The 14,669-nt window shown below is 68.5% G+C and carries 14 protein-coding genes; 7 read left to right on the top strand and 7 right to left on the bottom strand.

Annotation, left to right across the window (positions count from 1 at the left end; all coding sequences use genetic code 11):
* On the bottom strand, nucleotides 1–1,908 hold a 1,908-nt coding region (locus tag QZW52_RS08305), incomplete at its 3' end, for an SNF2-related protein (protein ID WP_293997239.1).
* 126 nt (nucleotides 1,909–2,034) lie between these two features.
* On the opposite strand from QZW52_RS08305, the gene QZW52_RS08310 reads away from it, so the two are divergent.
* Together QZW52_RS08310 and QZW52_RS08315 are read left to right on the top strand one after the other, a co-directional pair.
* Nucleotides 2,035–3,291, top strand: a complete 1,257-nt coding sequence (locus QZW52_RS08310; RefSeq protein ID WP_293997241.1) for a YfiM family lipoprotein — start codon at nucleotides 2,035–2,037, stop codon at nucleotides 3,289–3,291.
* A gap of 3 nt (nucleotides 3,292–3,294) precedes the next feature.
* Nucleotides 3,295–4,611: a leucine-rich repeat-containing protein kinase family protein gene (locus tag QZW52_RS08315; RefSeq protein WP_293997243.1), complete on the top strand. Its 1,317-nt coding sequence runs from the start codon at nucleotides 3,295–3,297 to the stop codon at nucleotides 4,609–4,611.
* On the opposite strand, the gene QZW52_RS08320 is transcribed toward QZW52_RS08315, so the two are convergent.
* Entirely contained in the window at nucleotides 4,576–5,226 is a 651-nt protein-coding gene (locus QZW52_RS08320) for a tRNA-uridine aminocarboxypropyltransferase (RefSeq protein ID WP_293997245.1), read from the bottom strand. The two genes, QZW52_RS08315 and QZW52_RS08320, sit on opposite strands and share 36 nt — an antisense overlap.
* Before the next feature lie 41 nt (nucleotides 5,227–5,267).
* Between QZW52_RS08320 and QZW52_RS08325 the strand changes: the two genes are divergently transcribed.
* Nucleotides 5,268–6,278 (top strand): LLM class flavin-dependent oxidoreductase, encoded by a 1,011-nt coding sequence (locus tag QZW52_RS08325; RefSeq protein ID WP_293997248.1) that lies wholly within the window; start codon nucleotides 5,268–5,270, stop codon nucleotides 6,276–6,278.
* Here the strand turns inward: QZW52_RS08325 and QZW52_RS08330 are convergent.
* The gene (locus tag QZW52_RS08330; protein ID WP_293997251.1) at nucleotides 6,268–6,654 is read right to left on the bottom strand and encodes a DUF4406 domain-containing protein; all 387 of its coding nucleotides are present in this window, start codon (nucleotides 6,652–6,654) and stop codon (nucleotides 6,268–6,270) included. The genes QZW52_RS08325 and QZW52_RS08330 overlap by 11 nt on opposite strands.
* Before the next feature lie 57 nt (nucleotides 6,655–6,711).
* Between QZW52_RS08330 and QZW52_RS08335 the strand changes: the two genes are divergently transcribed.
* Entirely contained in the window at nucleotides 6,712–7,488 is a 777-nt protein-coding gene (locus tag QZW52_RS08335; RefSeq protein ID WP_293997253.1) for a DeoR/GlpR family DNA-binding transcription regulator, read from the top strand.
* 3 nt (nucleotides 7,489–7,491) lie between these two features.
* Here QZW52_RS08335 and alaC read toward each other — a convergent pair whose 3' ends face one another.
* Entirely contained in the window at nucleotides 7,492–8,703 is a 1,212-nt protein-coding gene (alaC, locus tag QZW52_RS08340; RefSeq protein ID WP_293997255.1) for an alanine transaminase, read from the bottom strand.
* 201 nt (nucleotides 8,704–8,904) lie between these two features.
* Between alaC and QZW52_RS08345 the strand changes: the two genes are divergently transcribed.
* Nucleotides 8,905–10,122: an acyltransferase family protein gene (locus QZW52_RS08345; protein WP_293997257.1), complete on the top strand. Its 1,218-nt coding sequence runs from the start codon at nucleotides 8,905–8,907 to the stop codon at nucleotides 10,120–10,122.
* On the opposite strand, the gene QZW52_RS08350 is transcribed toward QZW52_RS08345, so the two are convergent.
* Complete coding sequence (locus tag QZW52_RS08350; RefSeq protein ID WP_293997260.1) at nucleotides 10,031–10,645, bottom strand: phosphatase PAP2 family protein; 615 nt, start codon at nucleotides 10,643–10,645, stop codon at nucleotides 10,031–10,033. The two genes, QZW52_RS08345 and QZW52_RS08350, sit on opposite strands and share 92 nt — an antisense overlap.
* A gap of 198 nt (nucleotides 10,646–10,843) precedes the next feature.
* Here QZW52_RS08350 and QZW52_RS08355 point away from each other — a divergent pair, with 198 nt between their 5' ends.
* Together QZW52_RS08355 and QZW52_RS08360 are read left to right on the top strand one after the other, a co-directional pair.
* Complete coding sequence (locus tag QZW52_RS08355; protein ID WP_293997262.1) at nucleotides 10,844–11,824, top strand: Bug family tripartite tricarboxylate transporter substrate binding protein; 981 nt, start codon at nucleotides 10,844–10,846, stop codon at nucleotides 11,822–11,824.
* 14 nt (nucleotides 11,825–11,838) lie between these two features.
* Nucleotides 11,839–12,411: a carboxymuconolactone decarboxylase family protein gene (locus QZW52_RS08360; RefSeq protein ID WP_293997265.1), complete on the top strand. Its 573-nt coding sequence runs from the start codon at nucleotides 11,839–11,841 to the stop codon at nucleotides 12,409–12,411.
* On the opposite strand, the gene QZW52_RS08365 is transcribed toward QZW52_RS08360, so the two are convergent.
* Nucleotides 12,401–13,510 (bottom strand): family 16 glycosylhydrolase, encoded by a 1,110-nt coding sequence (locus QZW52_RS08365; protein WP_293997268.1) that lies wholly within the window; start codon nucleotides 13,508–13,510, stop codon nucleotides 12,401–12,403. The two genes, QZW52_RS08360 and QZW52_RS08365, sit on opposite strands and share 11 nt — an antisense overlap.
* A gap of 87 nt (nucleotides 13,511–13,597) precedes the next feature.
* Nucleotides 13,598–14,608, bottom strand: a complete 1,011-nt coding sequence (locus QZW52_RS08370; RefSeq protein ID WP_293997270.1) for a MerR family transcriptional regulator — start codon at nucleotides 14,606–14,608, stop codon at nucleotides 13,598–13,600.
* Between the last annotated feature and the right edge of the window lie 61 nt (nucleotides 14,609–14,669).

Raw genomic sequence — 14,669 nt, forward strand, 5'->3', positions numbered from 1 at the left:
CGACTCGATGCTGTCGTCCACGAGCAGGTGGTGAACCTCCACCAGCCGCACGCGGTCGGTGCGGTGGACGCGGCTGAGCCGCTGCAGCAGCAGCGCGGGGTTCCACGGACGGTCGAGGTGAACGATTGCCGTGGCCGCGTGGCGCAGACCGAGCTGACCGCCGCGCTCGTCGTCGCTGCACAGCAGCACGCGCAGCGCGGGCGTCTGCTGGAACTCGCCCACCAGTGCCCGCCGGGCGTCGCCCACCAGTGCGGGGCCGAGGTGGCGGAAGTCGGTGCCGCGAGCCTGCAGCGCGGCCCCCAGCCGCTCCAGCGCCTCGGGCCACTGGCTGAACACGACCACCTTGGTGTCGGCGGACTGCAGCGCCGTGTCGATGGCCAGCAGCGCGGCGTCCGACTTGCCGTCCTGGCCACACTGGCGCAGCGTGTGCAGCGTCCGGACCAGTGCGCGCTGGTCGCGGCTGCCGATGAACTGGCTGCGCTGCCACCGTTGCACGCCGCGCTGGAGCTGACCGAGCAGCGCGTCGTGCTGCGCTCGGGCTTCTGGCGCGAGTCCGACCCGCGCCGTCTGCTCGACCGTTTCCGGCAACTGGCGCAGCACCAGCGTGCGCGTGCGGCGCAGCATCCACGGCGCCAGCGCGTCGAGGTGCCCGCCCTGGAGTGCCGCCACGGCACCGAAATGGCCACCGTCGAGCCAGTCGAGCATGGCCTGCCAGGCGTCCGGGCGGTCGTCCAGCGGCGCGCGGGCCAGCACGAGCGCCCACGGGCTGGCGAGCTGCTGCAGCGCCGCCAGGCGGGCGGGCTGCGACCACGGCGAGGCGGCGGGGTCGTTCGGCTCGTCGATGAGGACCACGTCGGCGTCGAGCGTGCGCAGGCCCTCCAGCCCGAGCGCATCCGCCAGGGTGGCGAGATCGGCGAACACGGGAGTGATCGGCGTGTCGGCACCGGCCCAGGCCTGCCACTGCGCTTGCCAGTGCGCCAGCCGCTCGGGCGGACACAGCACCAGCGCCCGCTCCACCCCGAAACTCTTGCCCATCAGGCACAGCGCGGCGATGGCCTGCACCGTCTTGCCCAGGCCCGCGTCATCGGCCAGCAGGCTGCGGCCGGCGCAGGCGGCGTAGAGCGCGGCTTCGGCCTGGTAGGGGCGCAGCGGTTGCCGGACCAGCGCAGCCAGCCCAGGGCTGAGCGGGCCGAGCGGGTGCTGGCACTCCAGGTGCTCGACGCGGGCGCGCATGTCGCGGGCCTCGGCCAGCCAGTCCCACACCGCTGCCTCGACCTGCAGCGGGTGGCGGCACTCGCGGGCCAGCCGCACCAGCTCCGTCAGGGCCAGGTCGTTGACCAGCGGGGCGGCGTCGGTGGGGTGGCCCAGGGCGTGTGCGGCGGTCTCCAGCGCGGCGGGACACGCGCGACCGGGCGTCCACTGCAACTGGTGGCGCACCCCCCGCAGCAGCGCCACGGTGCTGTGCAGCGGGCGCAGGTCTGGCGGTGGCAGCGGCGGTGCTTCGACCACGGGTTCGGCTGCGGGTTCAGGCTCGGGTTCGGGTTCGGGCAGTGGCACAGGGGCTGGCTCCTCCACCGGTGCCGGCATGGGAAGAGGTTCGGCTGGCGCTGCTTTCTTGCGTGCCGGTGCGCGTCGGCTGGGCTTCTTGGCGGGGACGGCCGCGGTGTCAACCTCGGTGTCGGCCAGCACGGTCACTTCCGGCACCTCCGGGACCACTTCGGCGGGTTTGGGCTTGCGGGGTGCCCGTTTGCGTGCCGGTGCGGTGGCCGCGGGGACCGTGGGTGCAGGCTCGGCGACCACGTCTGGCGGCACCACCACCGCGGCTTCGACGAGATCGGGCGCCACCGGGCGGGCAGCCGCACGCGTGCGGGCAGAAGGGGTCTTGCGGGGAGAGGAAGTAGACGCCATGGGAAAGGGTCGTGCAGACCGTGATGCGAAGTCCTGGAAATTGCCGGGACTGTAGCCGGTATGGCGCGCCTGCCGGTGCTGCGGTGGCGGGGCGGGGTCGGTCGGGCGTCTAAGATGCGCCGCATCATGAAAACTGTCCTCAAGCTGCTGCTGCTCGCCGTGGCGGCCCTTGCGCTGTCGGCCGTTCTGGTCGTCTGGCTGGCGCTGAATGACCGTCCGCTGGTTGATCGCGACTCGGCCATGACCGCCACCGACGTGGCCCGCGTGCGGGATCTGGTCAGCGCCGCCGATCCACGCAAGCACCCGCAGGAAGGCGAGGTGATCCGGACCTTCCATGCCGACGGCCACGACCTGGACCTGGTCCTCCACGACGCCAGCCGGCGCTTGCTGCATGGCGCCGGCCGCGTGGTGCTGGCCGACCAGTCCGCGCGGGTGCAGTTGAGCGTGCAATGGCCGCGCAGTCCCTTTGGCCACTGGCTGAACGTCGAGGCGCAAGTCCGCCAGACCGCCGGCTGGCCCGAACTGGAGCGGCTGCAGATCGGCCGCGTGCCGGTGCCGGCGGGGTTGGCGCGCTGGCTGCTGGTGCAGGTGGCGGCCCACTACGGCGCCACCGAGCAGGTGCAGACGGTGATGGGCATGGTGCAGCGGGTGACGCTGCAGCCGGCCGAGATCGTGCTGGACTACGTCTGGCGCCCGGAGGGGCTGCGCACCGTGATGCTGCCGCCGGGGGACCAGCAGCGGCTGCGGGCCTATGTCGATCGGCTCGTGCCGCTGGTGCGCAAGGCGCAGGACACGGTGCCGCTGGCTGCGCTGTTGCCACCGATGTTCGAGCTGGCGCGGCAACGCACCGACGCTGCCGGCAGCACCGACGAAGTCGCCGCCCAGGAAAACCGCGCCGCCCTGATCGCGCTGGCGCTCTACGCGACCGGCCAAAGCCCGTCGCGCTTCGTGCAGGACGCCAAGCAGTGGGCGCACCCGGTGCCGCACCCCGTGCTGCTGCGCGGACGGGAGGACTTTTCGATGCATTTCCTCATCTCGGCGGTGCTGGCGGCCGAAGGCGGCGGGCGGCTGGCCGACGCGATCGGGCTGTACAAGGAAATCTCCGACTCGCGCGGCGGCAGCGGCTTCAGCTTCAACGACATCGCCGCCGACCGTGCTGGCACCCGCTTCGGCCAGATCGCCACCCACAGCGCCAGGCACCTGCAGGCCGAGCTGGCCAAGGGCGTGACCGACGAGGATTTCATGCCCGGCGTGGCCGACTTGCCCGAGTTCCTGAGCGAGGCCGAATTCAAGGCCACCTATGGCGAGATCGGCGCACCGGCCTACGAGCGCATGAAGGCCGAGATCGAGCGCCGTGTCGCGTCCCGGCCGCTGTTGCGCTGAGCCATGCACGACCTGAACGCCCTGCGCCGTGGCGACCTCGCGGGCGCGCGCCGCCTCGACCTCGCTTGCGGACTCACTGAGCTGCCCCGCGAAGTCTTCGAGCTGGCCGACACGCTCGAAGTCCTGAACCTCTCGGGCAACCAGTTGTCCACATTGCCCGACGACCTGCCGCGGCTGCACCGGCTGCGCGTGGTCTTCTGTTCGGACAATGCCTTCACGACGCTCCCAGGGGTGTTAGGAAGCTGTGGACAACTGGAGATGGCGGGCTTCAAGGCGAACCGGATTGCCCATGTTCCGGCCGAGTCGCTGCCCCCGCGGCTGCGCTGGCTGATCCTCACCGACAACGCGGTCGAGACCCTGCCGGACAGCCTCGGTGCGTGCCCGCGGCTGGAGAAACTGATGCTCGCCGGCAACCGCCTGGCGCACCTGCCGGACCTGTCTGCCTGTGGACAACTTGCCCTGCTGCGGCTGGCGGCGAACCAGTTGCAGACGCTGCCGGACTGGCTGTTGTCGCTGCCCAGACTGGCGTGGCTGGCGGTGGGCGGGAACCCGGTTTTCCACAGGCTGGCTGCGCGCGGAAATCGCTCCCGCATTCCACAGATTCCCTGGGAACATCTGCGTCTGAACAGCGTTCTCGGTGAAGGTGCATCCGGGGTTATCCACAAGGCGGATTGGCACCGCGATGGGCAGTTACCCACAGCCGTGGCGGTGAAGTTGTTCAAGGGTGCCATGACCAGCGATGGCCTGCCGGACAGCGAGATGGCGGCCACCCTGGCTGCAGCGGGACACCCAGGGCTGGTGGGTGTGGAAGGTGTTATCCACAGCCCGACCCGCAGCGCCACACCCGGCCTGGTGCTGCCGCTGCTCGACCCCTCGTTCCAGCCGCTGGCGGGGCCACCGAGCTTCGCATCGTGCAGCCGGGATGTCTATCCGGACGGCTTTTCCATGCCTGTGGACAAGCTGTTGATCATTGTCCGGTCAGTGGCGGATGCAGTGGCGCATCTGCACGCCCGCGGCCTGGTGCATGGCGACCTCTACGGCCACAACCTCCTGTGGAATGGCGTGGACCGTGTCTTGCTCAGCGACTTCGGCGCAGCGTCGTTCTTCGACCCGGAGGACCGCAGCACGGCCGAGGCGTTGCAGCGGCTGGAGGTACGCGCCTTCGGGTGTCTGCTGGAAGAGTTGCTGGAGGCTGTGGATAACTTGACCGATCCCCGCTGCACATTGCTCGCTGGCGTGCGCGATGCCTGCCTGCAACCGCAGGTGGCGGACCGTCCGCTGTTCTCAGACCTCGTCGCCGCGCTCGCCACTGTCGGCTGACGCGGCCTCTGCGGTCTCGGCCGTGGCCGCGAGGTGGCCGATGAACGCGCTGAACGCGGTCAGCAGCGGGGCGTAGCGGGCAGGGGCCTGTTCAAGCTGCGCCAGCGCGAGGCAGGTGGCTTCGAGTGTGGACAACTGGTCCGGGCGGTGCGCCTTGCGGATCGTGTATTGCGATGGCGGCGGCGCCACCAGCGCGAGCCGCGGCAGGCGCTGCAGGGCCGGGTTCAGGTGCAGCAGCTTGCGGCTCTTGCGCCAGGTGCCATCGAGCACGACCAGTCGCAGCCGCTCTCCCGTGGTGGGGATGTTGCGTATCGGCAGGTTATCCACAGCCTGATCGTCTCCCGCTTCATCCGGATACAGCAGCACGCAGGTCCGGCCACCCGCGTGCAGCAGCGTTTCCAGCGCGGTGGCGTCAAACTGCTCGCCTGTGGATAACTGGCTGTTTCCCAGACTCCGCTGCAGCAGCACCGCACTGCCCTTGGCCTGCCCGACTTCGAGCGGATGCTGCAGGATCAGCACGTCGACCCTGTTATCCACAGGCGTGACCCAGCGGCACAGGCAGGTGCGCAGCGGGCGCGCGCACTGTGGACAAGTCGGGCGGCGGGGGTGTTCCATGGCGGACAGCAGGCGAAGGCGGATTGCGCGAAGATGTCCACATGATCGCCGTTTCCGTCCTCGACCTCGCCCCCATCGCCCAAGGCAGTGATGCCGCGACCGCGCTGCGCCACGCCCTCGACCTGGCGCAGCACGCCGAACGCTGGGGCTACCGCCGCTACTGGCTGGCCGAGCACCACAACATGGCGGGGCTGGCCTGCTCTGCCACCGCCGTGCTGGTCGGCCACATCGCGGGGGGCACTTCGACGATCCGTGTCGGCTCCGGCGGGGTCATGCTGCCGAACCACGCGCCGCTGGTCGTGGCCGAACAGTTCGGGACGCTCGCCACGCTCTACCCTGGCCGCATCGACCTGGGCCTCGGCCGCGCCCCCGGCACCGACCAGGCCACGGCGCGGGCGATGCGCCGCCACCTGCACAGCAGCGACGAGGACAGTTTTCCACAGGACGTGGTGGAGCTGCAGCGTTACCTCGGCGAGCCGGACGCGGGGCAAACCGTGCAGGCCATCCCCGGCACGGGTACGCACGTCCCGATCTGGTTGCTCGGATCGTCGCTCTACGGTGCGCAACTGGCCGCCTATCTGGGCCGACCGTTCGCCTTTGCCTCGCATTTCGCGCCGGACATGCTGATGCAGGCGCTCGATGTCTACCGCAGCACCTACCGGCCGTCAGCGAGTTATCCACAGCCTTACGCGATGGTTGGCACCAACGTGATCGCGGCCGATACCGATGCGGACGCGCAAAAGTTATTCACATCGCTGCAGCAACGCTTCCTCGGCATGGTGCGCGGCCAGCGCGGGCCGTTGCCGCCACCTGTGGATAACATGGACGCGCTGTGGAGTCCGGTCGAGCGGCGGCAGGTCGAGCGGATGCTGGCGGTGGCGGTGGTCGGCTCGCCAGCGACGGTGACGGACGGTCTGCGGGCCTTGGTCGAACGCACCGGTGCGGACGAACTCATCATCGCCGGGGCCACGCACGACCACGCGGCGCGGCTGCGCTCCTACGAACTGATCGCGCAGTGCGCCGCCGACGTGGTGCCCGCGGTCAGACCTTGAGCGGCACGTCCTCGATGCGCTCGTAGACCGGCAGGCCGCGCGCACGGGCGCGGGCCACGTCCTGGTCCGCCCCACGCGATGCGCCGGGAATCCGCAGCACCGCATCGCAGCGCGACAGCAGCCGCTCGGCCACCGGGTATTGGTACTGGTGGAACACCGCGTCGCCGTGTTCCTGTCCACCTGCTGCGTGGATGATCGGCAGTGCGACCCACTCGCCGATCATCGCCAGGTGCCCGCGCGCGTAGAGGGGCAGCGCCGTGGCTTCCATTCGGGCCATGTTCGCGGCGATGCGCTGCGGGTCGCCGTCGGTGCCGGAGAGGTAGGGGCCGGCGATCAGGATCAGCAGCGTGCGGTCGGTGGTCGGGGTGTCTGACATCGTGCAGCCTCGTGCATAAATGTTGATGTTCGTGCAATCTACTATGATCCTTGCCCCATGTCCACGACCCTCCTCACCCGCCAGCGCCAGCAACTCATCCTCCAGCGCCTCGCCCGCGACGGCCAGGTCATCGCCAAGGCGCTGAGCGAAGAACTGCAGATTTCCGAGGACACCATCCGCCGCGACCTGCGCGAACTCGCACGCGAGGGGCGGCTGCAGCGGGTGCATGGCGGAGCGTTGCCGGCGTCGGCGGCGATCGGCGACATGGCGGTGCGCCGGCAGGTGGCGCCGGATGCGAAACAGGCGCTGGCGCGGCGGGCGGCGGCGCTGATCCAGCCGGGGCAGGTGGTCTTGCTCGACGGCGGCACGACCACGACGGCGCTGGCCCGTGCCCTCCTGCCCGAGCTGCGCGCCACGGTCGTCACGCACAGCCCGACCATCGCGGTCGAACTCGGCGAGCGCGGCGACCATCCGCACATCGAGGTGATCCTGCTCGGCGGCCGGCTGTTCAAGCACTCGATGGTCACGGTCGGCGCGACCACGATCGAGGCCGTGCGCCACCTCCGCGCCGACCTCTACTTCATGGGCGTCACCGGCATCCACGCCGAGGCGGGGCTGAGCACGGGGGATTTCGAGGAGGCGGCGATCAAGCGCGCCTTGCACGAACGTGCAGCCGAGACCGTGGTGATGGCGTCGCCGGAGAAGCTCGGGGCCGCGTCGGCGTACGTCATCGCGCCAGCGGCGGAGGTGGCGACGCTGGTGGTCGCCGCCGACACGCCGGAGGGGGTGTTGGCGCCTTTGCGGGCGCTGGGGATGGATGTGCTGTTGGCGTGAGGGTCAGTCGCTCAGGCCATCGGCCTTGAACATGGCCTTGATCCCCCGCACCGCCTGCCGGATCCGCCCCTCGTTCTCGATCAGCGCGAACCGCACATGGTCATCGCCGTGGTCGCCGAAGCCAATGCCCGGCGACACGCAGACCTTGGCCTTCTCCAGCAGCCGCTTGGCGAATTCGAGCGACCCCATCGCCGCATACCGCTCCGGAATCTTCGCCCAGATGTACATCGACGCCTTCGGGCACTCCACGTCCCAGCCGATCTCGCGCAGGCCCTTCACCAGCACGTCCCGGCGCTTCTGGTAGGTCGCGGCGATGTCCTTCACGCACTGCTGATCGCCCTCCAGCGCGGCGATGGCAGCGACCTGCAGCGGCGTGAAGGTGCCGTAGTCGTGGTAGCTCTTGATGCGCGCCAGCGCGGCGACGAGGTCCGGATTGCCGACCATGAAGCCGATGCGCCAGCCGGCCATGTTGTAGCTCTTGCTCAGCGTGAAGAACTCGACCGCGATGTCCTTGGCGCCCGGCACCTGCAGGATCGACGGCGCCTTCCAGCCGTCGAAGCAGATGTCGGCGTAGGCGAGGTCATGCACGACGAGGATCTCGTGCTTCTTGGCCAGCGCGATGACGCGCTCGAAGAACTCCAGCTCGACACACTGCGCCGTCGGGTTGCTCGGGAAGCCGAGCACCATCATCTTCGGCTTGGGGTAGCTGCCGCGGATGGCCTTTTCCAGCTCGGCAAAGAAGTCCACGCCGGGCACGTTCGGCACCGAGCGGATGTCTGCGCCCGCGATCACCGCGCCGTAGATGTGGATCGGGTAGCTCGGGTCCGGCACGAGCACGGTGTCACCGCGGTCGAGCGTGGCGAGCATCAGGTGCGCCAAGCCCTCCTTGGAACCGATGGTGACGATGGCTTCGCTGTCCGGGTCGATGTCCACGGCGTAGCGGTCCTTGTACCAGTGGCTGATGGCCCGGCGCAGGCGCGGGATGCCCTTGCTGGCCGAGTAGCCGTGGGTGTCGGGGCGCTGGGCGACCTCGGTGAGCTTGGCGACGATGTGCGCGGGGGTGGCGCCGTCGGGGTTGCCCATGCTGAGGTCGATGATGTCCTCGCCACGGCGGCGGGCAGCGAGCTTCAGCTCGGCCGTGATGTTGAAGACGTAGGGGGGAAGGCGATCGATGCGCGCAAAGCGGCGCTTGCCCGAGGAGGAGCTGGAAGACATTTGGCAGTGGCTTTCACGTGAGCGCCCGGAACCGTCCGAGCGACGTTGGCTGCTGGGCAGCCGGAGGGCATGGTAGCAGCCCGAAAGGCGGTGGACGTGCGTGCGCGGAAGCCGCAGTGCCTGCCACCACACCCCCTGTTGGTGGATTGACGGATGCGATTGCAATTGTTACCTTCGATTCAAATGGTAACAATTTAATCCATGTTCATTTCAACGACAGCGTCCTCTCCGCCGCGCCGACCAACGGGGTCTCACCGACCGGCTGCGCCAGCGGACAACGCCAGCAAGCTGTCCGGGCTGGAACTCATCCGGTTCATCTCCGCCATCGCTGTTCTGGTCTGGCATTACCAGCATTTTTATTATGTTGCCGACCTGCCGGTCGGCTTTGTCCGGCAGGACCAGCCGTTCTATGCGGTACTCCGACTTTTCTATGCGTATGGGTTCAGCGGCGTGCAGGTATTCTGGTGCGTCAGCGGGTACATTTTCTTCTGGAAATACGGACAGTCGATTCACGAAAGAACACTTGATTTCCGAAAATTCCTTCTGTTCCGGTTTTCGCGTCTTTATCCCCTGCATTTGGTGACATTGCTGCTGGTGTGGGCAATGCAAGGCATTTATTTCAACACCCACCAAAGCTATTTTGTCTACCCGGACAATGACCTGTATCACTTTGTCTTGCAGTTGTTCATGGCCAGTGACTGGGGGTTTCAGAAGGGCTACAGCTTCAACGGACCCATCTGGTCGATCTCGCTGGAGATCCTGGTCTACCTGTTGTTTTTCCTGACGGTGAGGTGCTTCGGACCATCGCCGCTGGTCAGCGTGGTGCTGGTGGCCGTCGGTGGTGCGGCCGTGGTGGCGAAGGTGGCGCACCCTGTGTTCGGCTGCATGGCCTCGTTCTACCTCGGGGGACTCACGGCGACAGGGAGCCGGTCTGTTTTCGCCAAGGCACACCAGACACTGCTGAAAATCATGCTGCTGACGTTTCTGGTTGCCGCTCCTGTCCTTGCGATGACGACCGGATTGGGCGATTCAAAATACATCAAGCATCTGTTCATCCTGCTGTACACGCCGGCCCTGCTGTATTACATGGCCGAGTTCTTCAAGGTGCCGAATCGCCTTCAGAAAACGGTCCTCATGTTGGGCAATGTGACGTATTCGAGCTACTTGGTTCATTTTCCGATCCAGTTATCGACGGCGTTGGTCTGCTTTTACATCGGGCAACCTGTTCCTGCTGGAAATCCACTGTTTTTTCTGGCCTTCATGGGGTTCACGCTGTGTCTCGCCGTGCTGACCTACCAGCACTTCGAGATGCCGGCACAGAGTGAACTCAGAATTTCGCTTTCCACCCGACGAACACCCCGTCACCCGTCAGCGTCAGCACCAGCGGCTGCGTGCGCTGGTGGGCGTGATGGCCCATGACGGCGCCGATGCCCGCGCCGACAAGCACGTCGCTGAGCCAGTGCCCCTGCGAGGCCATGCGCGCCGCCCCCATGTACAGCGGCAACGCGGCCAGCCCCCACGCCGCTGGATGCTCCTCGTGCAGTTCGAGGATCCACGGCGTCACGAACGCGGCCACCATCGCTGTCTCGCCGCTGGGAAAACTCTTGTGGCCCGAGCCGGCAAACCAGACATTCGGGTCGGGGTTCTGCGCCGGGCGGGTCCGGGAGAAGGTGTTCTTCAGCACCTCGGTGGTCGCCATGGTGGTGAGCATGGCGTCGAGCGATTGCCAGCCCAGGCGGCCCGTGCGGCTGTCGGTGCCTTCCCACAGCGCGGTGCCGAGCGTGCCGGCGATGAGCACCGCATCCAGCCGCTTCTGGTTGGGTCGCGAGAGCAGGCCGGTGTCGCTGCGGGGGCGGTAGTGGTCGATGCCCAGCGGGCCGCCGCTGTCCTGGGCGAACGCGGGGGAGAGGGTGAGGCTGGCGATGAGGGCAGCGAGCCGCATGGCGCGGGTTGTGTGGCGAACAGCAATCGGCAAAGCAGGCACCCTGTGAGACGTTGCGGCGAGAAGACCGCACCGGGTGCGCAGTATGGTGGGTGAAACAGAAGGCCCGCTGCCCTTCCGTGCGGCACAACAGCCCCAGAATCCACCCCGCGCGTCCTGCCCTGCCCTGTTGCGCGTTGCTCACCCGGAGAGTTGCCCATGTCCCGCCGTTTCTTGTTGGCCGCCTGTGTGCTGGCGCTGGTTGCCCCCCTGCCCCTGACGGCCCAGGCCGCCGATCCCTACCCCACGCCGGGCAAGCCGATCAAGTTCATCGTCCCTTACCCGCCGGGCGGCCCGACCGACCTGATGGCGCGCCTGCTCGCGCCGGGCCTGCAGCAGCGCCTGGGCGTGCCGGTCATCGTCGAGAACCGCGCCGGGGCGGGCGGCAACCTCGGCACCGACAACGTCGCCAAGTCCGCCCCCGATGGCCACACGCTGCTGCTCGCCGCCAGCGGGCCGATGTCGGTCAACCAGACGCTCTACAAGTCGCTGCCCTACAACCCGATCAAGGATCTCGCGCCCGTGATCCAGATTTCGGCGTTCCCGCTGGTGCTGGAGGTGAACCCGGCCTTCCCGGCGCGCACGATGAAGGAGTTCCTCGCCGCGATCAAGGCACAGCCGACCGCCTTCAATTTCGCCTCGGCCGGCAACGGCACGCCGCAGCACCTGGCCGGCGAGATCTTCAACAAGCACGCGGGCGTGAAGATGCAGCATGTGCCGTACAAGGGCGCCGGGCCGGCGCTCAACGACGTGCTCGGCGGGCAGGTGCCGGTGATGTTCGACATCCTCGCCAGCTCGGTCCAGCACCTGCAGGCCGGCAAGCTCATCCCCATCGCCGTGACCACCCCCCAGCGCAGCCCCGCCCTGCCCAAGGTGCCGACCATGGCCGAGCTGGGCATCCCCATCGACTTCTCCGCCTGGCACGGCATCGCGGTCGCCGCCGGAACGCCCGCGCCCATCATCAAACAGCTCAACGAAGCCCTGAACGCGATGTTTGCCGAACCAGCGATGAAGCAGCGGTGGGCAGAGATCGGCTCGCCCATCATCGGCGGGACTCCCGAGCGGTTCGGCAGTCTGGTGCTGACCGAATCGGTGCGGCTCGGGCGGATCGTCAAGGAATCCGGCGCGGTGGCGGAATAAGGGAGTTCAGCGACATGGCCCGTCTTCCTTTTGTCGATGCCGACACGCCCGGCGTCGATGCCGACCTCGTCCACGCCGTGCAGGCGCGCCGCGGCGGCACGCTGCTCCACCTGGACCGTCAACTGCTGCACAGCGCCCCGGTCGCCCGCGGCTGGAACGCCTACCTCGGCGCGATCCGCACGGGCGGCTTGCTGGACGGCGGTCTGCGCGAGCTGGTGATCCTGCTGGTGGCGGTGCTGAACCGGGCGCCTTACGAGTTTCTGCAGCACGCGCCGGTGGCCCTGGCGGAAGGGGTGCCGCAGGAGAAGCTCGACGCGCTGCCCGGCTGGGTCGATTCGACGCTGTACACGCCGTGCGAGCGGGATGTGCTGGCCTACGCGCAGGCGATGACCTTGCAGGTGCAGGTGCCGGCGGCGGTGTTCGACGCGGTGCGGGGCCGTTTCAGCGACCGCGAAGTGGTCGAACTCACCGCCACGGTGGCGGCGTACAACATGGTGTCGCGGTTTCTGGAGGCGCTGCAGATCGAGCCGGAGGACGTGCCTCCGACCCTGGCCACGCCGGCTTCGCCGCAGCCGCCTATTTCGTGATCACCACGCAGGCGGCCGCGTTCGCCGTGCTCACATAGCCCAGACCCGCTGCGACCACGCCCGAGACACAGAACTGTGCAGAGCCGGTCTTGGTCGAAAGCGCCGAAGGGATGCCCACGTTGCCGCTGGCGTCGGTCAGGCCCTTGACGGTGCCGGTGATCGCCCCCGTCCAGGTGCCGGTCACGGCCGCGCTCTGCACCGGATTGCCCAGCCCGTTGTGGACCAGCACGCGCGCTGTCGCCTGGGTCTTGGCGGCGTTCAGCGTCAGCTCGATGCCCTGCACATGGACATCGGCCGCGGTGGAACCGGCGGCGGGCAGGCTGACCGCGCAGGTCTCGCCGGCCGTGTAGCGCACCCAGTCGTAGGTGGACGACAGCGGCGTGCCGGGATAGCTGAAAGCACCCGCCCAGCCCGCCGCCGTGGCATCGACCGGCCAGAGGTTGACCATGATCTTCTGCAGCGAGTCGCTGGCCTTGGGCGTGGGCTTGCCCGCCGAGTCGAGCACCTTGTAGACCGAGACGCCATCGACGAACCACTCGATGCCCTTGGAGGTCCACTTGAAGGCGTACTGGTGCAGACCCTGGGCGGCGTCGAAGGGCAGCGCGACGGTGTATTCATTGCCTGCCTTGGGCGCGCCGTTGGCCCAGAAATTGGTTTGCAGGCGCCGGGTGTTGGCGCCGACGAACTCGATGTCGATCTCGTTGTGCAGGCCGTTGCCGCCGTTGTCGTACGGGCCAGCGAAGGTGAAGAAGGAGCTGACCACACCGGATGCGGACACGGGCCGCATGCGCGCCTCGTAGCAGCCGTAGCCGTGGTAGCCATTGCTCTGGTACTGGCCCGAGCTGTAGGGCTTGCCCAGCGCGACGACGTTGTCCAGCCGCAGCGACAGCAGGCTGGTGCTGGTGGTGATGTGGTCGGCTTTCCAGGCACTGTTGAAGGGGGTGCCGTTGGTCCAGCCGTCGGCACGCATCCAGCGGGCGGGGTCGATCGTGGTGAGGTCGTCGCGGAAGCTGCCTTGGGCGACGGGCGCGGCCTGGCTGCTGGCAGCGGCCAGTGCGAGGGTGAGCGCGAGGGCCGGCACCAACGCGCGGGGGATCATCGGAACATTGCGCATGGCGGTAGGCGGTGAGGCTGCAAATGAAAGAAGCGACTGTGCCGCATCCGCCCCGAATTGCACAAGCTGTAATCACCGGGTCTGTGGCGCTTCACCAATGCTTGGGCTCGCGCCCGTGCCCGTCGCAGCCTGCCCGAGCCGCCAGCGCCCGACTTCCCGCCGCACCTGCCCCAGCGCGTCCAGCATCACCACCCCCGGCACCCCGCGCCGCAGCATCGCCGGTTGCGGCGTGCCCGCCCAGATCTCGACCGTGTCGGGCAGCCGCGCCCGCAGATCGGCCAGGTGGTCGAGCGCCGGCCCGGTCGGACTGAGCGACGAGAAACTCAGTGCCACCACCTGCGCCCGGTGCGCGCGTGCGGCCAGCACCATGTCCTGCAGCGGCGTCTGGCGGCCCAGGTTCATGCAGGCGCAGCCCTCGACGGTGAACAGCGCCTCGGCCATCAGCAGCGCGAGACCGTGCTGCTCGTCGGGAAAGGTGGTCAGCAGCACGCGTGGCACGCCGTCGGCCGTGGCTTCGGGGGCAGACCCGATGGCCGAGCGCAGCACGGTCTCGATCGCCTCGCTGCACAGGTGCTCCTCGAAGATGGCGAGCTGTCCGCGCGACCATGCCTGCCCGATCTCGACCAGCAGTGGCACCACCACCTCGCCGACGAAATGCCCCAGCCCGCGCCGCAGCAGCGATTGCATCAGCGTCCGGCGCAGCCCCACGACGTCGTGGGCACGCAGCAGGGCGTAAAGCGCCTGGGGTTCGGCGCTGAGCGCGGTCTCGTCGCGCATGGCGTCGGCCAGCCCGGCACTGGCGGTGGCCGATGGGCGGGTGAGTCCGCCGATGGACTGCAGGTCTTCCAGCGGCAGCCCGACCACGCGCCCCGGCCGCCAGCCCGCGTCCAGCAGGCGCTTGATGTGGCGCAGCCGCTCGACCTGCTCGGGTGGGTACAGCCGCTCGCCGTTGCTGTCGCGCAGCGGCAGCGGGAAGCCATAGCGGCGCTCCCACACGCGCAAGGTGTCCTTGCCGATGCGGGTGTCGCGTTCAACGGCGGCGATGGTCAGCATGGGCGGTGCAGTGGGTGCGCGGGCGCTCATCAGGGTCTCCGAGTGTGCCTTACACCGAAACGGCGGCTTCGACAGCCTCCGTCAGTGTCCA

Source organism: Sphaerotilus sp. (assembly GCF_013299175.1).
Classification (GTDB): domain Bacteria; phylum Pseudomonadota; class Gammaproteobacteria; order Burkholderiales; family Burkholderiaceae_C; genus Sphaerotilus.